This is a genomic window from Microbacterium hominis NBRC 15708, from assembly GCF_001592125.1.
Classification (GTDB): domain Bacteria; phylum Actinomycetota; class Actinomycetes; order Actinomycetales; family Microbacteriaceae; genus Microbacterium; species Microbacterium hominis.
In genome coordinates, this window is record NZ_BCWI01000015.1 from 25,155 (window position 1) to 47,213 (window position 22,059).

The following is a 22,059-nucleotide window of genomic DNA, read 5'->3' on the forward strand; positions in this document are numbered from 1 at the left end:
CCCCTTCACACGCTCGATGACCGGTCCCGCCGCGAGACCACACGCCACGTTAGGGACGGGGTCCGACAGTCGCAAACAGGCCTGTGGATAACTCTGTGGATGATCTGCGTGAAACGCCGGACACCCTGTGCACAGTGCCTGTGGAAACACGCCGTGGCATCCAAAGATTCTTCGCGGAAAATGCAACCTGACCTGGTATTCACTGATTCACACCCTGTGGATTCACAATGTGGTTGAAGTGCCGGTTGAAGGTTCGGCCTGTGCGTGAGGGTTGGGGACAACCATGGGGATGAATGCGTCGTTGTCAAGTCGAGGGGTCGGCTCGCGCGCGTCGGTCGGGCGTGTCCCGCGCGAAGACGCCGCGCGTCCGAGGGGTCTAGACACAAGTGATATATCGGCGTATCTTCACGTATCCAGGCACTCCATGGGCGTCGGCTCGCGCCGGCATCCCGACACATCGTCGTGGGAGGTGAACATGGTGACGATCGCAGTCCCCCCGCTGCGCCGCGGACGTTCGACCACAGAGTCGACACGGCGATGGGCGATGCTGGGCGCCGTCGGTGTCGGCGCCGCGTTCGCCTGGTTCGCCCTCACCCTGTTCTCCGGTCCGTCGGCCCATGCCGCCGATGACACCGACAATCCTCTCGGCTCCCTCGTCGGCGGCGTCTCCAGCACGCTGTCGACGGTCACGACCCCCGTGCTCGACCCGGTCGCAGAGATCCTCTCTCCCGTCGCCGAGACCGTCGCTCCCGTGGTCGAGACCGTGGCACCTCCGGTCGGCGATATCGTCACCTCCGTGGCTCCGGCGCTCGAGCCCCTCACGCCCGTCGGCGAGGTCGTCGCCCCGATCGGCTCGACGGTCGGCGAGATCGTGAGCCCCCTCGCACCTGTCCTCGCACCCGTGACCGGCGCGGTCGCGCCCCTCGTGGATGCCGCGGCCCCCGTGACCGACGCGGTGACATCGCTCCCCGTCGTCGGAAGCCTCGTGACCCCCCTCACGAGCGCGGTCCCCCCTGCCGGGGGCGCGGCATCCCCCACCGACCCGTCCGCGGGCTCGCCGGCCTCCACCGAGGCCGCGCTCGCGGTGCTCACGGCGGCCTGGGATCAGGCGACGGCCGGGCTCGGAGCCACGCTGAACACCGTGCTCGTCTCGCTCGAGACGGCGGTGACCTCGTTCGTTCCCGGTGCCGCCGTGCTGACCCCGGCATCCGTGCTGCCCGCATCGCCGACGGGGGGATGGGCCCCGCCCGGGTCCGCCCTCGAGGCGACCTCGTTCTTCTCCAGCGCGGCTGGATTCTCCTTCGGCGCGAGCGCCGTGCTCGCCTTCGGTCTGTTCGCAGCGCACCGTGCCTGGATGCTGCGACGCGCACCGGGCGACGAGTACGCCCTGCCCGCGCCGGTGTTCGACACCGACGTCTCCCCTGACTGACGGGAGTTCGGCCGCCTTCTGAGCGGCACGATCCCGCGCGCTCTCGCGCGCACCCCCGTCAACACTTTCAGGAGAGAGACATCATGAACACCACCATCAAGCGCGCCCTGTGGGGCACGCTCCTGGCCGGAGGCATCACGCTCTTCGGCGCGACGGTCGCACAGGCGGCCGCGACCACGGGCGACGACGGTCTGCTGTCGGGAACCCAGGGGCTCATCTCCGTGGCGGTGCCCGTCACGGTCGCCGGCAACGGCATCTCGGTGCTGGGCGACGCCACGAGCACCGAGGCGCAGACCTCGGCACCGTCGGTGTCGATCGGCGGCGGAGACGCCTCCACGGGCGGCTCCGACGGCGTCGGCTCCGGCACACAGGCCGTCATCGATGTCGTCGTGCCGGTGACACTCGGCGGCAACGCCGTCTCGGTGCTCGGCGACGCCGACAGCACGGATGCCGCGACCTCCCCGGCCGCGGAACCCGCCGCGCCGGCCTCCGCACCGGCCGAGGCACCCGCTGCCACCACCAGCGGCTCGGACAGCGTCGTGGGCGGCACCCAGGGCGTCGTGGACGTCGCGGTGCCGGTGACCGTGGGTGGCAACGCCATCTCGGTGCTCGGCGACGCCGACAGCACGGGTGCGGCCACCACCGCCCCGGCCGGCGCCCCCGCCGGAACGAGCGACGGCGCGACCACCGACGGCACGGACGGCATCCTCGGCGGCACCCAGGTGCTCGCCCCGATCACCGCACCGGTGACCGCCGGCGGCAACGCCATCTCCGTGCTCGGCGACGCCGACAGCGCGGATGCCACCACCACCGCCCCGGCCGGAAGCACGGGCGGCGCGACCGGAGGTGCGACCACCAGCGGCACCGACGGCATCCTCGGCGGCACCCAGGTGCTCGCACCGATCACCGCACCGGTGACCGCCGGCGGCAACGCCATCTCCGTGCTCGGCGACGCCGCCAGCACGGATGCCACCACCACCGCACCGGCGGGAACCGGCGGGACCACCGACGGCTCCACCACGAGCGGCACCGACGGCATCCTCGGCGGCACGCAGCTGGGCCTGCCGATCACGGCGCCGATCACGCTCGGCGGCAACGCGATCGCCGTGGTCGGTGACGCCACCACCATGGCGCCGACCACCGGCCCGACCACGCCCACCACGCCCACGACGCCCACGACGCCCACGACGCCGACCACGCCGACCACACCCGGCACGTCGACCACGGGCGGCACCGCTGCCACGGGCGTGCTGGCCGCGAGCGGCGCCGTGAAGACGCTCGCTCAGACCGGCGGCGTCCTCACCCTGCTGCCGCTGCTGGTGGGGCTGGCCGCGCTCGCTCTGGGGGTGATGCTCACCGCACGCCGCCGTGCACGCACCGAATGACCCCCGGCGGGAGGAGCCGGCGACCGTGCCTGGCACCGGCTCCTCCACCGTCCGGCGGAAACGACGGATGCCGTGACCTCACCTTGGGGGAGGTCACGGCATCCGTGCGGCGTTTCGACGCGGCGCTCGCGCGCCTCGCTCAACGACCGGTTCTCGACGCTGCATCGCGGCGCTCGCGCGCCTCGCTCAACGACCGGGAATCCGGCGGGACTTACTTGGCGGCGACCACCTGAAGGGTGATCACAGCGGTGAGGTCGTCGCGCAGACGCACGGTCGCCTCGTGCTCACCGACGGCCTTGATGGGCGCGGTGATGTGGATCTTGCGCTTGTCGAGCTCGCCGAGACCGGCAGCCTTGACGGCGTCGGCCACGTCGGCGGTCTTGACCGACCCGAAGAGGCGGCCTTCCTTGCCGGCCTTGACCGACAGCTTGACCTTGTTCGACTCGAGGGTGTCCTTGAGCGCGACGGCCTCTTCGTGGTCGTGGATCGCACGGGCGTCACGGGCGGCGCGGATGGACGCCACCTGCTTCTCGCCACCGCGGGTCCACGCCACAGCGAAGCCCTGAGGGATGAGGTAGTTGCGGGCGTACCCGTTCTTGACCTCGATGACGTCGCCGGCGCTTCCGAGCCCGGCAACCTCGTTCGTGAGAATCAGCTTTGCCATGATGGGTGCTCCTTAGCGGCCAGCGCCGGCGTAAGGCAGGAGCGCCATTTCGCGCGCGTTCTTGATCGCCTTGGCGATCAGACGCTGCTCCTGCACCGAGACACCGGTGATACGACGGGCGCGGATCTTGCCGCGCTCCGAGATGAACTTGCGAAGCGTTGCGACGTCCTTGTAGTCGATGACGCCGACGCGGATCGCCTTCGCGGGAGCGGCGTTCTTCGCGCCCTTCCGCGGCTTACGGCGATCGCCGGTAGCCTTTCCAGCCATTGTTTTCCTTAGGTGTGTGCGGATGCCGAGGCATCCAGAATTCGAGAATCTTGCGACGGATCCCGGGTTTCGACTCGGCCCTGCGGGCCTCGCTCAACCGTGAGTCGATCTCGCGTCAGTGTCGCTTCGCGACAGTGACCCGAGCCGACTCAAAACGGAGTGTCGTCGCCGTAGGCGCCGGGTGCGCTCCAGGCGTCGGGTGCGGCAGAACCCGGGGTCGCCCACGGCTCCTCCTGCTGCACCTGCTGCTGCGGACGCGACTGCTGGCCGCCTCCGTAGTTGCCTCCGCCGGATGCGGCACGCGTGACCTGAGCCGTGGCATACCGCAGCGAGGGGCCGATCTCGTCGACCTCCAGCTCGATCGCGGTCCGGTTGTTGCCCTCGCGGTCCTGGTAGGAGCGCTGCTTCAACCGACCGGTCGCGATGACACGGGAACCCTTCGTCAGCGAACCGGCGACGTGCTCGGCGAACTCGCGCCACACCGACGCGCGGAGGAACAGCGCTTCGCCGTCCTTCCACTCGTTGGCCTGACGGTCGAAGTTGCGAGGAGTCGACGCGATCGTGAAGTTCGCGACGGGCAGGCCGTTCTGCGTGTACCGCAGCTCGGGGTCTGCCGTGAGGTTTCCCACGACGGTGATGACGGTCTCGCCGGCCATCGTCGTTACGCCTTCGCTGCCTTGCGGGCGGCCTTGGCCTCGGCGCGCTCCTTCTCGGCGGCGACCTGGGCGATCGCCTCCTCGGCACGCAGGACCTTGGTACGCATGATCTGCTCGTTCAGCTTGAGCTGACGGTCGAGCTCCTGCGTGGCCTCGCTCGTGGCGGTGAAGTTGACGACGGCGTAGATGCCCTCGTTCTTCTTCTGGATCTCGTACGCCAGGCGACGCTTGCCCCAGATGTCGACGTTCTCGATGGTGCCACCGTCGCCGGTGATGACCTTGAGGAACCCGTCGAGCTTGGGGGCGACCTGACGCTCGTCGATCTCGGGGTCGAGGATGACCATGAGCTCGTACTGGTGTGAGTGCGTCACTAACCCACCTCCTTCGGACTAGAACGGATGCCGGGCATTTCCCGGCATCAGGAGGGTTGATGCACGTGCCCGCGCGGATTCCGGAACGGAACGCAGACGGGCAACCACAACAGTCTACCCGACGAGCGCTACGCTCAGGGACGACGACGGGACGACGGAAGGACGGCGGATGCCGAGCACGCACGTTCCGGCGCGTTCCGGCGCCGTGCTGACGGCACTGCTGCTGGCCGCCGCGGTCTGCAACCTCACCACCGGCGGCGCGACCGTCGCCCTCCCCGACATCGCCGCGACCTTCGACGCCTCGCAGACCACCCTCAACCTCGTCGCCCTCGGCACGGGCCTCGGCCTGGCCATGACCGTGCTGTACGCCGGCGCCATCGGCGATCGCCACGGCCGGGTCCGGGTGCTCTGCATCGGACTCGTGGGACTGCTCGTCGCCGGCACGGCCGCGAGCCTCGCCCCCTCGATCGGGTTCCTCATGGCGGCGCGCGTGCTCACGGGGATCGCCGCCGGATTCGCGTTCCCGACGACGCTCGCCCTGATCACCGCACTGTGGGGCGAGGGGCCCGCCCGCGTCCGCGCGATCGCGCTGTGGACCGCGACGGGCGCGGTCGCGACGGTCGGGGGATCGGTGCTGTCGGGGGCCCTCGTCGTCGCCTTCGGGTGGCGTATCGCCCTGCTGCTGCCCGTCCCCGTCGCCGTCGCCGCTCTGCTGATCGCCGCGCGCGCGATCCCGCGCGGTGTCGCCGAGTCGGACGAACCGGTCGACCACCTCGGCGGGGTCCTGTCGGTGCTCGCCGTCGCCGCACTGGTCCTGGGTCTCGGCATCGTGTTCGCGCCGGGAGATGCGGCAGCCGGCCTGACGCTCCTGGTCGCGGCGGCGGCGCTGATCGCGGCCTTCGTCGCGCGCCAGCTGCGCGTCGCGGCGCCCCTGTACGACCTTCGGGTCGCCCGGCGACGCCTCTTCTGGGTGCCGGCGGTCGCGGGAACACTCGCGTTCGGGTCGCTCGTCGGCGCCATGTTCGTCGGTCAGCAGTACCTGCAGAACATCCTCGGCTACGACGCCCTGCAGGCCGGCGTCGCCCTCATCCCGGCCGCGATCGCCCTGCTCGCCTGCGCGCCGTTCGCCGCCGTCCTGGTCGAGCGCGGCACCCGGATCGCGATGATCGTCGGCTATGTCGTGCTCATCGGCGCCTTCGGCACGATGCTCGCGTGGAACGAGGACACCACGCCGGTGGTGGTCGCCGCCGCGTTCGCCCTCGTCGGGGGAGGAGCCTCATTCGTGATGACCGCGGCATCCCGCTCGCTCACCAGCAGCACGCCGGTGCGCAAAGCGGGCATGGCCTCGGCGACGAGCGACCTGCAGAGCGATCTCGGCGGGGCGGTGCTGCAGGCGCTGCTCGGTGCCGTGCTCGCCGGCGGATTCGCGCACGTGTTCGCGGGGCTGATCGCCGCCTCACCGGATGCCGCGGCCCTCTCCGACGACGTGACGCGCGCACTGCAGGCCTCGTTCGCCTCCGCCGCCCACGTCGCAGCGGAGAACCCGGCATACGCGACGCAGATCCTCGAGGCCGCGCGCCTCAGCTTCGTCGACGGCGCCTGGGCGGCGTATCTCGTGGGGGCCATCGCACTGGTGCTGGGGCTGCTCGTGGTCGCGGTCGGGCTGCCGACGGCATCCGTCGAAAAAGAGTTGCGCGCCCGTTATCGTGACGAGGACGCACGGACGGCGCCCTGAAAGCTCGGCCCGGTAGCGTGACGACATGAGCACGCCTGCGGCATCCTCGCCCTTCGACGCGCGACCGCTCATCGAGCCCGCCGATCGCGCGGCGGTGCGCGCCTACGTCCGCGAGCTGCGCGCCGGCGGGCGGGCACCGGCCGCCGCGACGGGCGCGCGCGTCGTCATGGCCGTGATCGTCGGCGTGGTCTTCGCGATCGTCTTCGGGTCGACGATCCTGGGCGTGCTCGCCGGAGCGATGAGCGCCGCATCCGCGGCCGTCTCCGGAGACGGCTTCACGGTGCTGGCCTTCGCGCCGGTGGTCATGCTCGTGGCCGTCGTCGCGGTCCTCGCTGTCGGCATCGTGCGGGCGTTCGGCGCCCGGACGGGGGAGCGCTGGTGGCGCCTCGATCGCTTCGCGCGCGCCAACGCCATGACCTGGTACCCGTCGGTGCCCGCGCCGCCGCTTCCGGGGATGGTGTTCGGCCTCGGACACGGCCGCGAAGCCACCGACGTGGTCCGCGGCGAGAGCCCGCGCTTCGTGGAGTTCGGCAACTACGTCTACCGCACCGGCTCGGGCAAGAACGAATCCACCCATCGGTGGGGCTACGTCGCGGTGAAGCTCGCGACGCCCCTGCCGAACATCGTGCTGGACGCCCTGGGCAACAACGGACTGTTCGGCTCCACCCTGCCGGCCGCCTTCGACGGGGCGCAGCGGCTCAGTCTCGAGGGCGACTTCGACCGCTACTTCACCCTCTACTGCCCGTCCGGCTACGAGGCCGACGCCCTGTACCTCTTCACGCCCGACATCATGGCCCGCTTCGTCGATCACGCGGCCGCCCTCGACGTGGAGATCGTCGACGACTGGCTGTTCCTCTACACGCAGCGCGAGGCTTCCACCCTCGATCCGGCGACCTGGGCCTGGCTGTTCTCCGTCGTGGCGGCACTGCTCGACAAGCTCTCCCAGTGGGAGCGCTGGCGCGACGACCGGCTCGCTCCGCCCGCAACGGCGGTGACGACGCATCCCGCGGCAGGGGACGCCACGACAGGGGATGCCGCGTCGGCGGAGCCCGCGTCGGCGGCGCTGCCGTTCGCGGCGCCCACGGCATCCCTGCGGCCACCGCCCGGCGTCGCGCCGGCGGGCCGGCGCCTCCGCCGACGCGTTCCGTGGGCCGCCATCATCATCATCGGCACCGTGCTGCTGCTGATGCTGTTCGGCCCGCTCGGCGTGTTCGCCTCACTCATCGACAACCTGTCGAACTGACACCCGCGTTGCACGTGAAACGGTGGGCGGCGCTGGTCGCGCGACAACGAGTTCAGGCGGCCGGCAAAGGCGCGAACAGGTCGACGGCGTTGCCGTCGGGGTCGAGCACGGTCGCGTAGCGCTGCCCCCAGAAGGCGTCGAACGGCGCGACGTGACCGTCGTGCCCCGCCGCCACGAGAGCGGCGTAGACGGCATCCACCTCGGCGGGGCTGTCCTGCACGAACGCGAGCGCGATGCGGTGACCCCCCGACGCCGGCTCGTAGCCGGGGTCGAAGCTGCGGATCGTCTCGACCGTGTCCCAGGCGAGGGCGACGCCGCCGTCCAGCACCGCGTCCACGTGCGGCGCATCGTCTTGGCCGTCGGCGATCGAAACGCCGAGCGCGCGGTAGAACGCGAGGGATGCCGCCATGTCGCGCACGACGATGCCGATGAAGCCGAGTTTCACTGTCATGCCGTCAGGCTATGGCAGGCCGGAGACACTCGCCCTCGCGCGCCCCGCGTGCACAACTCCGCCTGAACCGCGCGCGCCCGAGCCGCACGTCCCCGCCGGTGCCATCCAGCTGGAGTTACGCACGCCGCGCGCGGGCCCCAGAGCCGCAGGCCGCAGGCACGCGGATGCCGCGGCTTCAACCGCGGGCGGCGCGCCACGCCTCCCGGCGCGCGGCCTGCTCGACGGGGTCGGGCACCGGCAGCGACGCGATCAGCTTGCGCGTGTAGTCGTCCTGCGGGTCGCCGAGCACCTGCGCGGTCGGGCCGGTCTCGGCGATGGTGCCCTTGTGGAGCACGACGACGCGGTGCGCGAGCATGTCGACGACGGCGAGGTCGTGGGTGATGAACAGGGTCGCGAACCCGAAGCGCTCCTGCAGCTCGCCGAACAGCTCGAGCACACGCGCCTGCACCGACACGTCGAGCGCACTGGTCGGCTCATCGGCGATGAGCAGCTTCGGGTCGAGGGCGAGACCGCGCGCGAGCGACGCCCGCTGGCGCTGGCCACCCGACAGCTCGTGCGGGAAGCGGTCGCCGAACGCCTTGGGAAGCTGCACGGCCTCCAGCAGCTCGTCGACGCGGTCGCGCGCATCGGCCGCATCCCGCGCACCGCCGTGCACGATGAGCGGCTCGGCGACGTTCTGCGCGATCGTCAGCAGCGGGTTGAAGCTCGTCGCCGGGTCTTGGAAGACGAAGCCGAGGTCCTTACGGTGGCGACGGAACGTGCGCTCCTTCACGCCGTTCATCTCCACATCGAGCACCCGCAGCGACCCCCCGGTCACGGGCGTGAGCCCTGCGATCGCCCGGCCGATGGTGGTCTTGCCCGATCCGCTCTCGCCCACCAGTCCCACGACCTCGCCGGGCGCGATCGTGAAGCTCACCCGGTCGACCGCGCGGAAGCCGGCGCGGCGCAGGCGTCCGGCGTACTCGATGACGAGATCCTCGGCCGCGACCACCGGCACCGCCTCCGCGGCACCCGCCGGCGGCTGACGATCGACGATCTCCAGTCGCGGCACGGCCGCCAGCAGGCGCCGGGTGTACGCGTCGCGGGGCGCGGCGAACAGCTCGGCGACCGGGGCGGTCTCGACGACCTCGCCGTTGAGCATGACCGCGACGCGATCGGCGAGATCGGCGACGACGCCCATGTTGTGGGTGATGAGCACGATCGCCGTGCCGTCCTCGTCGCGGAGCCGACGCAGCAGATCGAGGATCTCCGCCTGCACGGTCACGTCGAGCGCGGTCGTGGGTTCGTCGGCGATGATCACGGTCGGGTCGAGCGCGAGCGCCGTCGCGATGACGATGCGCTGCTTCTGACCGCCCGAGAACTGGTGGGGATAGTCGTCGACGCGTCGTTCGGGGTCGGGGATGCCGACGCGGCCCAGCATCTCGATGGCGCGGGCACGGGCCTGCTTCTTCGTGTACTTCCCGTGCGCCCGCAGGCCCTCCGCGAGCTGCCAGCCGACGGTGAACACCGGATTGAGCGCCGTCGACGGCTCCTGGAAGATCATCGCGGCCGTGGTCCCGCGCAGGCGCCGCAGCGACTCGCGATCGAGCCCCACCACGTCGGTGCCGTCGAGCACGACCGCGCCCTGGGTCAGCGCCGTCTCGGGCAGGAGTCCCAGGATCGTGCGCGCCGTGACGGTCTTGCCGCTGCCCGACTCGCCGACGATCGCGAGCACCTCGCCGGGCCGCACGTCGAGACTCACGCCGCGGACGGCGTGGACGTCGCCGCCGTCGGTCGCGAACGTGACGTCGAGCCCGCGGATGTCGACGGCGGACGCGTCGGAGGATGCCGTGGCCATCACTCCACCTCTCCCATGAACTCGCGCGAGGCCGGCTGCGTGGCGGCGACGGCGTCGGCCGGCGTCTGCGCCTTCGCGCGGCGGCGGGCCCGCAGGCGCGGGTCGGCCAGGTCGTTCAGGCTCTCGCCGATGAGGGTGATGCCCAGCACCGTCAGCACGATCGCGACGCCCGGCGGGATCGCGGTCCACCAGATGCCGGCGGCCACGTCGCTGATCGACTTGTTGAGGTCGTAGCCCCACTCGGCGGCGGCCGTCGGCTCGATGCCGAAACCGAGGAAGCCGAGGGCGGCGAGGGTCGAGATCGCCTCCGACGCGTTGAGCGTCACGATGAGCGGCAGCGTCCGGGTGGCGTTGCGCAGCACGTGGCGGAACATGATGCGCGGCGTGGAGGCGCCGATCACCTTGGCCGACTCGACGAACGCCTCCGCCTTGATGCGCACGACCTCGGCGCGCACGACGCGGAAGTACTGCGGGATGAAGACGACGGTGATGGATGCCGCGGCGGCGAGGATGCCGGGCCACAGCCCCGACTGCCCACCGCTGATGGCGATCGCGACCACGATCGCGAGCAGCAGGGTCGGGAAGGCGTAGATCGCATCCGCCACGACGACGAGGGTGCGATCGACCCAGCCGCCGAGGTAGCCGGAGACGAGGCCCAGCAGGATGCCGATGAACACCGAGAGCACGATCGCCACGATGACGACGTAGAGCGCCGTCTGGGCACCCCAGATCACGCGGGAGAGCACGTCGTAGCCGCCGACGGTGGTGCCGAGCAGATGCTCCGCGCTGGGCGGCTGCTGCGCCCCGAAGTTGCCGTCGGGGCCGCTCAGCTGCGCGAACCCGTAGGGCGCGATGAGGGGGGCGAGGATCGCGCAGAGCACGAAGATGCCGGTGAGCACGAGACCGGCGACGAGCATGCCGCGCTGGAGGCCCACGCTCTGGCGGAGTTGATGGACGACCGGCATCCGGTCGATGAGGCGGGGCTTGGTCATGTCCGCATCCCTCTTCAGTACCGGACCCGCGGGTCGATGAACGCGGCGATGATGTCGACGGCGAAGTTCGTCAGCGCGACGATGATCGCGATCATGGCGACGATGCCCTGCACGGCGACGAAGTCGCGGGATGCCAGGTATGCGGCCAGCTGGAAGCCCAGCCCCTTCCACTCGAAGGTCGTCTCGGTGAGCACCGCACCGCCGAGCATGAGGGCGATCTGCAGACCGATCACCGTGATGATCGGGATCAGAGCCGGCTTGTACGCGTGCGTGCGGACCAGACGGCCCTCGCGGACGCCGCGGGAGCGGGCGGCGTCGATGTACGGCATGTTGAACGTGCCGATGACATTCGTGCGCACCAGGCGCAGGAAGATGCCCGCCGTCAGCAGGCCCAGGGTGAGCGCGGGCAGCACCGCGTGCAGCAGCACGTCCTGGATGTAGGCGGGGTTCCCGGTCGCGATCGCGTCGATGAGGTAGATGCCGGTCCCACCGTTGCGGCCGATGGCCAGCTCGGTGCGCACGCTCGCCCGGCCCGAGACGGGCAGCCAGCCCAGCCAGACACCGAAGATCAGCTTGGCGACGAGGCCCGCGAAGAACACCGGCGTGGCATAGAAGAGGATGGCGCTCACGCGCAGCAGCGCGTCGGGCCAGCGGTCGCGCAGCGCCGCGGCGACGAGGCCCAGCGGGATGCCGACGAGGAAGGCCACCACGAGCGAGTACAGCACGAGCTCGAGGGTCGCGGTGCCGTACGTGACGATGACCTGCACGACCGGCTGGTTGTCGGTGATGGTCGTGCCGAAGTCGAAGGTGAGGATGCGCCCGAGGTACTCGACGTACTGCACGAAGATCGGGCGGTCGTAGCCCGCCTCGTGGATGCGCTCGGCCAGCTGGTCGGCCGGCAGCCGTCCGCCCAGCGCCGCCGTGATCGGGTCGCCCGTCAGGCGGATGAGGAAGAAGACCAGCGTCACCAGGATGAGCACGGTCGGGAAGATCAGCAGGAACCGGATGAGGATGTACCGGCCCAGCGTCGACCCCGAATGACTCTTCGTCACCTCGAGCGCGGGTGGCGGCTCGGCGATGGAGGATGCCGCGACGTTGCTGGTCATGGATGCCTACTCTACGGATGATGGGCGTTTCGACTCGCTGCGCTCGCTCAACGACCGGGGGTGTGATCCCCCGGTCGTCGAGCGAGGAGCGCAGCGACGAGTCGAAACGCCCGCGGCGGTTACTTCGTGATCGGCGCGAACCGGAGCTTGAACGACGCGTCGAGCGTCACTCCCTTCACGTCCGCACCGGTGACCGCGACCTGGGCGCCCTGCAGCAGCGGGACGGTGGACAGATCCTTCGCGACGAGCTCCTGGATCTTCTCGATGTCGGACGTGCGCGTGGCGGCATCCGGCTCCACGGCCTGCTTGAGGATCAGGTCGTTGACCTCCTGGTTGACGTAGTGGTTGCCCAGGAAGTTCTTCTCGAGGAAGAACGGCGTCAGGTAGTTGTCGGCGTCGGAGTAGTCCGGGAACCAGCCCAGCTGGTAGGCGGGGTAGACGTCGGCGGTGCGGTCCTTGGAGTACTGCACCCACTCGGTCGACTGCAGGTTGACCGTGAAGAGACCGTCCTTCTCGAGCTGCTGCTTGACCAGCGCGTACTCGTCACCCGAGGAGGGGCCGTAGTGGTCCGGGCTGTACTGCAGGCTCAGGGTGACGGGCGTCGTGATGCCGGCCGCGGCGAGCGTCGCCTTCGCCTTGTCGGCGTCCGGACCACCGTTGCCGTCGCCGTACAGGCCCTTCAGCGCATCCGTCGCACCCGCGAAGCCGGCCGGGACGTAGGAGTACAGCGGGGTGTACGTGCCCTTGTAGACCTGCTCCGAGATGGTCTCGCGGTCGATGAGGTCGGCCACCGCCTGGCGGACGGCGAGCGCCTTGGCCGGGTCGGCCTCGGCGGTCGTGGCGCCGAACGGCTGCGTGTTGAAGTTGAACACGATGTAGCGGATCTCGCCGCCGGGGCCCTCGACGACCTTGACCTTGTCGTTGCCCGACAGGTCGGACACGTCGGTGGCCGACAGGCTGCGGTAGGCCACGTCGACGTCACCCTGCTGCACGGCGAGCTTCAGGTTCGACGACTCGGCGAAGTAGCTCAGGATGACGCCCGAGTTGGTCGCGGCGGGCAGCAGTCCCTTGTAGTTGGCGTTCGGGGTGAACTCGACGGTCTTGTTGAAGTCCCACTTCGTGATCGAGTAGGGCCCGCCGAAGGCGTCGGCCGAGACGATGTCCTGGTCGGGCGTGATCGCGTCGGCCGAGAACACCTCCTCGTCGACGATCGCGCCGGGGAACGAGGTGAGGATGAAGGGGAAGACCTGGTCGTTGTCGGTCTTGAGCTTGAAGACCACCGTCGTGGCGTCGGGGGTCTCGACGCTGTCGAGGTTGTAGAGCAGGCTCGACGCCCCGTTCGGGTCGGCGATCTTCAGGTTGCGGTCGAAGGAGAACTTCACGTCCGAGGAGGTGAGGTCGTGGCCGTTGGCCCACTTCAGACCGGCCGGCAGCGTGACGGTGTACTCGTTGGGGGCGGTGAACTCGGCCGACTCCGCGAGGTCGGGCACGACCTCGGTCGAGTTGTAGTCCGTGTTCACGAGATACGGGAAGACCTGCGTCTGCACGGCGAGCGAGCCGTTGTCGTACGAGCCGGCCGGGTCGAGGGTGGTCACCTTGTCGGTGGTGCCGACGATGACGGGGCCTCCGGCGGCGCCGTCGGTCGAGCCACCGGTCGAGCCGCCGGCGCAGCCGGCGAGCAGGAGCGCGGAGACGGCGAGTGCCCCGGCGGCCAGGCCGATGCGGCCTCGACCAGTCCCCGGGGAAGTGAAGTGCAGTGCCATATGAACTACCTCTGCTGTGTGTCGGTCGACCCCGCCGGGGAGGCGGAGTCCAGACCGCTATCTTGACCCCGGCATCCGGAATTCACCCCGTCATCGCGTTTTTTGTAACGAGAATGAAACCCGGGACCAGCGATCTTGGATCGCCGTTCCGTCACGAGGCGCCGCGGTCGCCGTCCGTCCCGGTGAGCAGCCCGTCGGCGCGCGCGACCCGCGCGATCTCGACCTTCGTGTGCACCGGGCGACCCACCGCCGCGTACTTCGCCTTGACGCGATTGAGGTACTTGCGGGCGGTGTCCTCCCGCACGCCGATGCGTTCGGCGACCTCGCCGATCGTGTGGCCGGCGCCGTAGAGCACGACGAGCCGCTCCTCCTGGGGACTCAGCGCGGGCCGCACGGGCAGCGCCGCGAGAACCGCGCGTGCGCGGGGGGACCAGGCGCGTGCGCGGCGGCGCACGGCGTCGATGACGGCGAGCACGACCCGCTCAGATTCGAGGGAGGACACGATGCCGTCCACCCCGGCATCCCTCAGCACGCACATCGTGCGATCGCCCGCGCCCGGCACCAGGGCGACCACGCGCAGCCCGGCGGCGCGACAGGCGGCGAGCGCTTCGAGTTCCGGTCCGTCGGCCAGCGACGCCGAGACGAGCAGGATCATCTGAGCCCGTGCCGCCCGATCGGTGCCCCGCAGCCGCATCGCGAGGTCGTGCAGCGACGCCGACTCGTCCACGACGCTCATGCCGAGACGCCGCGTCAGCAGCTCGCGAGCACGCCCGCGGCGCGCGCTCGACGCATCGACGATGGCGGCGCGCCGCAGCGCTCCCCCTCCCGGCTGGACCATCCCGACTCCTCTCCTCCCGTAAGTGAGAGTCCGAAACCACCGATCTGTGACGCGGTTCGGCGAGATTCCTGCCGTGACGAATGTCATGGCGCGGTCGTGACGCCCGTGTGCGGCACGTCGCACCGGGCCGCGGCAGAGTCGGAGACATGGATCAGAACGAGGGAGTGCTCGCGGTGGATGCCGCGGGCCTGCGCAAGAGCTTCGGCAGCGTCCGAGCGGTGGAGAGCGTCGATCTGCGGGTGCGCCCGGGTGAGATCGTCGCCTTCCTGGGCCCGAACGGCGCGGGAAAGACGACGACGATCGACATGCTGCTGGGGCTCTCCGACCCCGACGGCGGCGCGGTGCGGGTGTTCGGTGAGAGCCCGCGGGCGGCGATCTCGCACGGACTGGTGTCGGCGGTGCTGCAGACCGGCGGCCTGCTGAAAGACATCACGGTGCGCGAGACGCTCGCTCTCACGGCGAGCCTGTTCGCCGACACGCGTCCGATCGAGGAGGTCATGCAGCGTGCGGGCATCAGTGAGCTCGGGAGTCGACGGGTCGGCCTGTGCTCGGGCGGCCAGCAGCAGCGGCTACGCTTCGCCATGGCGCTGCTCAGCGACCCCGGACTGCTGATCCTCGACGAGCCGACCACCGGCATGGATGTCGAGGGGCGTCGCGCGTTCTGGAGCGCGATCCGCTCCGACGCCGCCCGCGGCCGCACGGTGCTGTTCGCGACCCACTACCTCGACGAGGCCGACGAGTACGCCGACCGCATCGTGCTCATGAGCCGCGGCCGCATCGTGGCCGACGGCTCCACCGCCGAGATCAAGAACCTCGTGTCGGGACGCATCGTGCGTGCCACCCTGCCGGGCGCCGACCCGGCGCGCCTCGCCGCCCATCCCGCCGTCGACGACGTCGAGTTCGCCGGCGACCGCATCAGCATCCACACGAAGGACTCGGATGCCGTCGCCCGTCACCTCCTCACCGAGACCGCGGCCCGCGACATCGAGATCACGTCCCAGAACCTCGAGAGCGTCTTCCTCGCGCTCACCTCCGAAGGAGCCCCCGCATGAGCACCGCATCCACCGCGCCGACCGCGCTGTCGACCGATCGCGTCACCCTCGCCCGGCGGGTGCCGCCGCTCGGCGGCTTCAACCTGACCTATCTGGGCATCGAGCTGAAGCGCCGCCTGCGCAATCGCCGGACGCTCTTCTTCACGATCGCGTTCCCCGTCGTGATGTACGTCATCATCGGCCTGCGGCTGCGCGACGAACAGCTGACGGCGACGCCCGTCGCCGACGGCGGTGTCTCCGTCGCGGCCTACATCATGGTGTCGATGGCGATGTACGGCGCCATGATGTCGGCCACCCAGACGGGCGCCGCCGTCGCGCTCGAGCGCACGCAGGGGTGGAGCCGCCAGCTGCGCCTCACCCCGCTGAACCCGCTCGTCAACATCATCATCAAGATGATCGCGGGCATGGTGCTGGGCCTGCTCGCCGTGGTCGCGACCTACGCGGCCGGCGCGATCAGCGGCATCCAGCTCAGCGCCGGGCAGTGGATCGGCACGGGCCTGGTGGGCTGGGTGCTCGCGAGCGCCGTGTTCACGACGCTCGGCCTCTTCGTCGGCTACCTCATGCCGAGCGAGAACGCCGCCCAGGTGACGAGCCTCATCGTCGTCTTCCTGTCGTTCCTCGGAGGCCTGTTCTACCCGCTGAGCAGCATGCCCGACTTCATGCAGACGATCGCGAAGTTCACACCGGTGTACGGCATCGGAGAGCTCGCCCGCTCGCCTCTGACCGGGGAGAGCTTCGACGCCATGTGGCTCATCAACGCCTTGGTGTGGCTGGTCGTGTTCGTCGCGGGGACGACCTGGGCGTTCCGGCGCGACACGAAGCGCGTGTGAGAGGCGCGCCCTACAGTGAAGTCCGTGAGCGCGACGCGAGACGATCTCGACGGGACCGGGTGGGACGTTCCCCCGGTCTCCGCCTCGTCGGCCGCACCGACGCCCCGTGAGGTCCTGACCGCCCGCGCCGCCCGCGGCTGGTACGTCGGCGCGTCGATCTCGCTCATCTGGTTGTTCATCGTGGCCACCGAGGCCGTCGCGGCGGCCGACACGGCGGTGTCGAGCGCCGTCGTGATCGCCCTGCTGGTGTGCTTCGCGGCATCCTTCCTGATCGCCGTCCCCGTCTCGCGCCTTCTGCCCCTGCGCCTTCGGCTGCTTCCGGCGGCCTGGCTGTTCGTGCTCTCCTTCAGCCTGTTCCCCTGGATCGGCTGGGACGTCCGCGGCGTCTGGAGCTACGTGGGCGTCGCGATCGGCATGGCCGTGGTCCGGCTGCGCACGACCTGGCTGCTGCTGCTCGCGCTCGGAGCGGCATCCCTGATCGTCGGGGTGATCTCCGACGGCTGGACCGAGGGCGTGCTGTTCCTGCCCGCGATCATCGTCTCGGTCTCCGCGATGATGGCCGCGTTCGGACGCAACATCGCGGCCATGAACGCCCTCCGCGCGACCCGCGACCAGATGGCGGAGATGGCCTTGGAACGCGAACGCAGCCGCGTCGCGCGCGACCTGCACGACATCCTCGGCCACTCGCTCACGGTCATCACGGTGAAATCCGAGCTCGCCGGACGCCTGATCGACGTCGATCCGGCACGGGCACGGGGGGAGATCGGCGAAGTCGAGGCCCTCGCCCGCGGGGCTCTCGCCGATGTGCGCACCACCGTCGCCGGCTACCGCGGGGTCAGCGTCGCGGGCGAGCTCGCCGCTGCGCGGGCGGCGCTGGATGCCGCGGGCATCGCGGCCGAGCTGCCCACCGCCACCGAGAACGTCCCCGCCGAGCGCCGCGAACTGGCCGGCTGGATCGTGCGCGAAGGTGTGACCAACGTGATCCGCCATGCGCAGGCGTCGCGGTGCCGCGTGCGCCTGAGCGCGCGCAGCGTCAGCATCGAGGACGACGGGGTGGGCCCGGCATCCGCAGCGACCGCCGCCGGCACCGGGCTGATCGGCCTGCGCGAACGGGTGGAGGCCGCCGGCGGACGCCTCACGCTCGGACGCAGCGACCTCGGCGGGTTCCTCCTGCGGGTGACGCTGTGATCCGGCTGCTCATCGCCGATGACCAGGCGCTCGTGCGCGGCGCGCTCTCCGCCCTGCTCGGACTCGAGCCCGACATCGAGGTGGTCGCCGAGGTGGGTCGCGGCGACGAGGTGGTGGATGCCGCGGTGCGCTCGGCCGCCGACGTCGCGCTGCTGGACATCGAGATGCCCGGGATGGACGGGATCGCGGCGGCATCCGCGCTGCGCAGCGCACGACCCGCGTGCCGGGCGCTCATCGTGACCACCTTCGGGCGACCGGGGTACCTGACGCGCGCGATGCGGGCGGGAGCGGCCGGCTTCGTGGTCAAGGACACACCGGCCGCACAGCTCGCCGACGCCGTGCGCCGCGTGTCGCAGGGGCTGCGGGTGGTCGACCCGGCCCTCGCCGCCGACTCGCTCGCGCAGGGGGAGTCGCCGCTCACGGGCCGAGAGACCGACGTGCTCTCCGTCGCGCGTACCGGCGGCTCGATCGCCGACATCGCGCAGATGCTGCACTTGAGCGAGGGCACCGTCCGCAATCACCTCTCCAGCGCGATCGGCAAGACGGGGGCCCGCAATCGCGCCGATGCCGTGCGGATCGCCGACGAGAACGGCTGGCTCTAGCCGCGCAGCGAACGGATCATCGCGGCGAGCAGGCGCAGCGCCTCATCGCGGTCGTCCGCGTCGAGACCGTCCAGCATGCGATCCTCCACCGAGCGCACGGCGGTGCTGGCGGCGGCCAGCGCGGTGCGGCCGCGATCGGTGATCGTGGCGGGGAGCACCTTGCCGCTGACGGGGGTGTCGGGCCGCGAGATCTCACCGTCGCGCTCGAGCTTCTGCAGCAGCACGTTCATGGTCTGGCGGGTGACGAAGGTGCCGCGGGCCAGATCAGAGTTCGACAGGCCGGGGCGCTGTGCCAGCAGCTCGAGGCACGCGTAGTGGGTGACGTTCATCCCGAGCGGTCGCAGTACGTCCTCCATCGCGGCCCGGAGGGCGCTGGCTGCCTCTTTGAGGCGATAGCCGACGGAGGTCGGCAGATCGATGGCGGGAAGGCGTTGACTCATGTCAGTATCCTGACATACAGTTGCATGTCAGATAACTGACACACGAGAGGACGATCCCATGCCCGCCACCGGCCCCGACTTCATTTCCCTGCAGGTTCGCGACCTCGCCGCATCCCAGGCGTTCTACGAGAGCTTCCTCGGCCTCGTGCGCTCACCGGCCGGACCGCCCCACGCCGTCGTGTTCACGACGACGCCGATCGCGTTCGCCGTGCGCGACATCGTCGATGACGCCGTCCGGGATGCCGCCACCCCGCCGGGGGCGGGCATCGCCCTCTAGCTGCACGCGACCGAGGTGCAGCAGATCCACGACGCCCTGGTCGCCGCCGGCCACGAGATCGTCGCGGCGCCGATCGACGGCCCGTTCGGCCGCACCTTCACGTTCGTCGACCCGGACGGTTACCGCATCACGCTGCACGACCGCGCCTGACCGGCGAGGCCGCGGGGATGCCGCCGTCAGCGCAGTCCGAAGTGGTCGAGCTCGGCGTCGTCCAGCATCCGCGAGCGGATGAGGAAGCGCATCCCCGTCGGACCCTCGACGCTGAAGCCGGCCCCGCGGCCCGGGACGACGTCGATCGTGAGGTGCGTGTACTTCCAGTACGCGAACTGCGCCTCGGACATGAACACCTCGATCGGATCGTCCAGTCCCACGTCGAGGTCGCCGAGCCTGATGTCCGACGGCCCCGTCAGGAACATGCCGACGGGGTAGCACATCGGTGCGCTGCCGTCGCAGCATCCGCCGGACTGGTGGAACATGAGCTTCCCGTGCTGCGCCGTCAGCCGGCGCAGCAGTGCCGCCGCAGCATCCGTGACCGCGACGCGACTGACAGTGGTGGTCATCGCTCGACCTTTCCCTCCGGAGATGATCCGGCGCCCGAGACGCGCGTGCGTCCCGTGCGCCGGATCGTCTTCGGCGACGCGGCTCAGAAGAAGCCCATCGCTCCTTCGGCGTACGACACCAGCAGGTTCTTGGTCTGCTGGTAGTGATCGAGCATCTTGAGGTGGTTCTCGCGACCGATGCCCGACTGCTTGTACCCGCCGAACGCGGCGTGCGCCGGGTACTGGTGGTAGGTGTTCGTCCAGACGCGACCCGCCTCGATGCTGCGCCCCGCGCGGTACATCGTGTCGGCCGAGCGGCTCCACACCCCCGCGCCGAGGCCGTAGAGGGTGTCGTTGGCGGTGTGGATGGCGTCGTCGAACCCGTCGAAGCTGGTCACCGAGACGACGGGGCCGAAGATCTCCTCCTGGAAGATGCGCATGCTGTTCTGGCCCTCGAACACCGTCGGCGCCACGTAGTAGCCTCCGCTGAGCTCGCCGCCGAGGTCCACCCGCTCGCCGCCGGCGAGGAGCTTCGCGCCCTCCGCCTTGCCGATCTCGATGTAGCTGAGGATCTTCTCGAGCTGGTCGTTGGAGGCCTGCGCGCCGATCATGGTGGCCGGATCCAGCGGGTTTCCCTGGATGATCTTGCCGACGCGCTCCAGGCCGTCGCCGAGGAACTGGTCGTAGATCGAGCGCTGGATGAGCGCGCGCGACGGGCACGTGCACACCTCGCCCTGGTTGAGCGCGAAGAACGTGAAGCCCTCCAGCGCCTTGTCGTAGTAGGCGTCCTTCTGCCGCGCGACGTCTTCGAAGAAGATGTTCGCGCTCTTGCCGCCGAGCTCCAGGGTGACCGGGATGAGGTTCTGCGACGCGTACTGCATGATGAGACGGCCCGTGGTGGTCTCGCCCGTGAACGCGACCTTGCGGATGCGCTTGTGCTGCGCGAGCGGTGCGCCGGCCTCGATGCCGAAACCGTTGACGATGTTCACGACGCCCGCCGGCAGCAGGTCGCCGATGATGTCGAACAGGAACAGGATGGATGCCGGGGTCTGCTCGGCCGGCTTGAGGACGACGCAGTTGCCGGCGGCGAGCGCGGGGGCGAGCTTCCACGTGGCCATCAGCAGCGGGAAGTTCCACGGGATGATCTGGCCCACCACACCCAGCGGCTCGTGGAAGTGGTACGCGACGGTGTCCTCGTCGATCTGGCTGAGCGTGCCCTCCTGGGCGCGCAGGACGCCGGCGAAGTAGCGGAAGTGGTCTATCGCCAGCGGGATGTCGGCGGCCAGCGTCTCGCGCACCGGCTTGCCGTTCTCCCACGTCTCGGCGACGGCGATCTTCTCGAGGTTCGCCTCGATGCGGTCGGCGATCTTGTTGAGGATGTTCGCGCGGTCGGCGGGCGTCGTCTTCTTCCACGACTCGAACGCCTTCCACGCAACGTCGACGGCGCGGTCGATGTCCTCCGCGGTGCCGCGCCCGACCTCGGTGAACGGCTTGCCGGTAACCGGCGTGATGTTCTCGAAGTACTGGCCCTTGATGGGCTCGACGAACTCGCCGCCGATGTAGTGCCCGTACCGCGGACGGTACTCGGCGATCGCGCCGCGCTGGCCCGGAGCGGCGTAGACGCTCGAGACGCCCTCTTCGACGATGGTCATGATGTCTCCTTCGACAGTGCATGGTCCGCGGCATCCCTCGCCGCGTTCGGATGCGCTGACGCTACGCACCGCAACGTTGCATCGCGTTGCGCCGCGGCCTCCGTCGCGAGCTGCGCCGCGGCATCCGTCGCGAGACACACCTTGCGCATCGAGAAACCGCTGCGCGGGGTGCTTCTCGCTGTGCGAGTGGTTTCTCGCGGCGGCGGGGCGGGCGGGCGGCGGCGGGCGGGGCGGATGCCGGGGGTCAGTCGTGGGCGAGGGCGGCGAGCCAGCGGCGGGAGGCGTCGCGCAGGGCGTCGGCGTCGCCCGCGGGCAGGAGCGCGACCAGGCGGTGCTCGTTGGCGAGGTGCGCCGTGAACGCGCGGTCGATGAGATCGACGCCCTCGGGGGTGAGGCGCACGAGGCGCCGACGGCGGTCGTCGTCGGCATCCGTGCGGACGACGAGGCCGCGGTCGATCAGGCGGTCGACGCGCTTGGTGAGCCCGCCGGTGGTGACCATCGTGTGGTCGGCCAGTTCGCCCGCCGGCAGCTCGTACGGCGCACCGGCGCGGCGAAGGGATGCCAGGAGGTCGAACTCCGCCTCGCTCAGTCCGAACTGCGCGTAGACGGCGGTCAGCTCCGCCGTCAGCGCCGCGGCCAGACGATGGAGGCGGCCGATCACACCCTGCGGCGACGGATCGAGATCGGGGCGTTCGCGGCGCCACTGCTCCTGGACGAGGTCGACGTGATCCTGCACGCCGTC

The 22,059-nt window shown here is 70.4% G+C and carries 22 protein-coding genes and 1 pseudogene; 9 read left to right on the forward strand and 14 right to left on the reverse strand.

What is annotated here, in order from left to right; genetic code table 11:
- Nucleotides 1-475: 475 nt before the first annotated feature.
- Nucleotides 476-1,429 (forward strand): hypothetical protein, encoded by a 954-nt coding sequence (locus MHO01S_RS11940; protein WP_060960845.1) that lies wholly within the window; start codon nt 476-478, stop codon nt 1,427-1,429.
- 83 nt (nt 1,430-1,512) lie between these two features.
- Complete coding sequence (locus MHO01S_RS11945; RefSeq protein WP_060960799.1) at nt 1,513-2,814, forward strand: hypothetical protein; 1,302 nt, start codon at nt 1,513-1,515, stop codon at nt 2,812-2,814.
- Nucleotides 2,815-3,025: 211 nt separating this feature from the next.
- Here MHO01S_RS11945 and rplI read toward each other — a convergent pair whose 3' ends face one another.
- The 4 genes from rplI to rpsF form a co-directional block, all read right to left on the reverse strand.
- Nucleotides 3,026-3,478: a 50S ribosomal protein L9 gene (rplI, locus tag MHO01S_RS11950; RefSeq protein ID WP_036288929.1), complete on the reverse strand. Its 453-nt coding sequence runs from the start codon at nt 3,476-3,478 to the stop codon at nt 3,026-3,028.
- A 12-nt stretch (nt 3,479-3,490) separates the two neighbouring features.
- Nucleotides 3,491-3,745 carry a 30S ribosomal protein S18 gene (rpsR, locus tag MHO01S_RS11955; protein WP_005054609.1) on the reverse strand — a complete coding sequence of 85 codons (255 nt, stop codon included), beginning with the start codon at nt 3,743-3,745 and terminating at the stop codon, nt 3,491-3,493.
- 149 nt (nt 3,746-3,894) lie between these two features.
- Nucleotides 3,895-4,401, reverse strand: a complete 507-nt coding sequence (locus MHO01S_RS11960) for a single-stranded DNA-binding protein (protein ID WP_060960800.1) — start codon at nt 4,399-4,401, stop codon at nt 3,895-3,897.
- A 5-nt stretch (nt 4,402-4,406) separates the two neighbouring features.
- Nucleotides 4,407-4,745, reverse strand: coding sequence for a 30S ribosomal protein S6 (rpsF, locus tag MHO01S_RS11965; protein WP_060960846.1), 339 nt, complete (start codon nt 4,743-4,745; stop codon nt 4,407-4,409).
- A gap of 196 nt (nt 4,746-4,941) precedes the next feature.
- On the opposite strand from rpsF, the gene MHO01S_RS11970 reads away from it, so the two are divergent.
- Complete coding sequence (locus MHO01S_RS11970) at nt 4,942-6,507, forward strand: MFS transporter (RefSeq protein ID WP_060960801.1); 1,566 nt, start codon at nt 4,942-4,944, stop codon at nt 6,505-6,507.
- A 25-nt stretch (nt 6,508-6,532) separates the two neighbouring features.
- Nucleotides 6,533-7,750: a hypothetical protein gene (locus MHO01S_RS11975; protein WP_061782366.1), complete on the forward strand. Its 1,218-nt coding sequence runs from the start codon at nt 6,533-6,535 to the stop codon at nt 7,748-7,750.
- 52 nt (nt 7,751-7,802) lie between these two features.
- On the opposite strand, the gene MHO01S_RS11980 is transcribed toward MHO01S_RS11975, so the two are convergent.
- From MHO01S_RS11980 to MHO01S_RS12005, 6 genes are all read right to left on the reverse strand, one after another.
- Nucleotides 7,803-8,201: a VOC family protein gene (locus MHO01S_RS11980; RefSeq protein ID WP_061782367.1), complete on the reverse strand. Its 399-nt coding sequence runs from the start codon at nt 8,199-8,201 to the stop codon at nt 7,803-7,805.
- A gap of 175 nt (nt 8,202-8,376) precedes the next feature.
- Nucleotides 8,377-10,038, reverse strand: a complete 1,662-nt coding sequence (locus MHO01S_RS11985; RefSeq protein WP_060960804.1) for a dipeptide ABC transporter ATP-binding protein — start codon at nt 10,036-10,038, stop codon at nt 8,377-8,379.
- Nucleotides 10,038-11,030 carry an ABC transporter permease gene (locus MHO01S_RS11990; RefSeq protein ID WP_060960805.1) on the reverse strand — a complete coding sequence of 331 codons (993 nt, stop codon included), beginning with the start codon at nt 11,028-11,030 and terminating at the stop codon, nt 10,038-10,040. Before MHO01S_RS11990 ends, MHO01S_RS11985 begins: the two co-directional genes overlap by 1 nt.
- Nucleotides 11,031-11,044: 14 nt before the next feature.
- Complete coding sequence (locus tag MHO01S_RS11995; RefSeq protein ID WP_060960806.1) at nt 11,045-12,136, reverse strand: ABC transporter permease; 1,092 nt, start codon at nt 12,134-12,136, stop codon at nt 11,045-11,047.
- 119 nt (nt 12,137-12,255) lie between these two features.
- Entirely contained in the window at nt 12,256-13,899 is a 1,644-nt protein-coding gene (locus MHO01S_RS12000; protein ID WP_060960807.1) for an ABC transporter substrate-binding protein, read from the reverse strand.
- A gap of 151 nt (nt 13,900-14,050) precedes the next feature.
- Nucleotides 14,051-14,737, reverse strand: coding sequence for a helix-turn-helix transcriptional regulator (locus tag MHO01S_RS12005; RefSeq protein WP_060960808.1), 687 nt, complete (start codon nt 14,735-14,737; stop codon nt 14,051-14,053).
- Between the two features lie 146 nt (nt 14,738-14,883).
- On the opposite strand from MHO01S_RS12005, the gene MHO01S_RS12010 reads away from it, so the two are divergent.
- The 4 genes from MHO01S_RS12010 to MHO01S_RS12025 are packed head-to-tail and all read left to right on the forward strand — an operon-like array spanning nt 14,884 to nt 18,409.
- Nucleotides 14,884-15,789, forward strand: coding sequence for an ABC transporter ATP-binding protein (locus MHO01S_RS12010; protein WP_060960809.1), 906 nt, complete (start codon nt 14,884-14,886; stop codon nt 15,787-15,789).
- Complete coding sequence (locus MHO01S_RS12015; protein WP_060960810.1) at nt 15,786-16,619, forward strand: ABC transporter permease; 834 nt, start codon at nt 15,786-15,788, stop codon at nt 16,617-16,619. Before MHO01S_RS12010 ends, MHO01S_RS12015 begins: the two co-directional genes overlap by 4 nt.
- Before the next feature lie 24 nt (nt 16,620-16,643).
- Complete coding sequence (locus MHO01S_RS12020) at nt 16,644-17,807, forward strand: sensor histidine kinase (RefSeq protein WP_255266091.1); 1,164 nt, start codon at nt 16,644-16,646, stop codon at nt 17,805-17,807.
- Nucleotides 17,804-18,409, forward strand: a complete 606-nt coding sequence (locus MHO01S_RS12025) for a response regulator transcription factor (RefSeq protein ID WP_060960812.1) — start codon at nt 17,804-17,806, stop codon at nt 18,407-18,409. Before MHO01S_RS12020 ends, MHO01S_RS12025 begins: the two co-directional genes overlap by 4 nt.
- Here the strand turns inward: MHO01S_RS12025 and MHO01S_RS12030 are convergent.
- Entirely contained in the window at nt 18,406-18,849 is a 444-nt protein-coding gene (locus MHO01S_RS12030) for a MarR family winged helix-turn-helix transcriptional regulator (protein WP_060960813.1), read from the reverse strand. The genes MHO01S_RS12025 and MHO01S_RS12030 overlap by 4 nt on opposite strands.
- Nucleotides 18,850-18,907: 58 nt before the next feature.
- Here MHO01S_RS12030 and MHO01S_RS12035 point away from each other — a divergent pair.
- A pseudogene (locus MHO01S_RS12035) lies at nt 18,908-19,276 on the forward strand (VOC family protein).
- A gap of 26 nt (nt 19,277-19,302) precedes the next feature.
- Here the strand turns inward: MHO01S_RS12035 and MHO01S_RS12040 are convergent.
- From MHO01S_RS12040 to MHO01S_RS12050, 3 genes are all read right to left on the reverse strand, one after another.
- On the reverse strand, nt 19,303-19,686 hold the full coding sequence (locus MHO01S_RS12040) for a DUF779 domain-containing protein (RefSeq protein ID WP_060960814.1): 384 nt from the start codon (nt 19,684-19,686) through the stop codon (nt 19,303-19,305).
- Between the two features lie 83 nt (nt 19,687-19,769).
- Nucleotides 19,770-21,317, reverse strand: a complete 1,548-nt coding sequence (gene exaC / locus MHO01S_RS12045; protein WP_060960815.1) for an acetaldehyde dehydrogenase ExaC — start codon at nt 21,315-21,317, stop codon at nt 19,770-19,772.
- 244 nt (nt 21,318-21,561) lie between these two features.
- Nucleotides 21,562-22,053: a MarR family winged helix-turn-helix transcriptional regulator gene (locus MHO01S_RS12050; RefSeq protein ID WP_061782369.1), complete on the reverse strand. Its 492-nt coding sequence runs from the start codon at nt 22,051-22,053 to the stop codon at nt 21,562-21,564.
- Nucleotides 22,054-22,059: the final 6 nt, after the last annotated feature.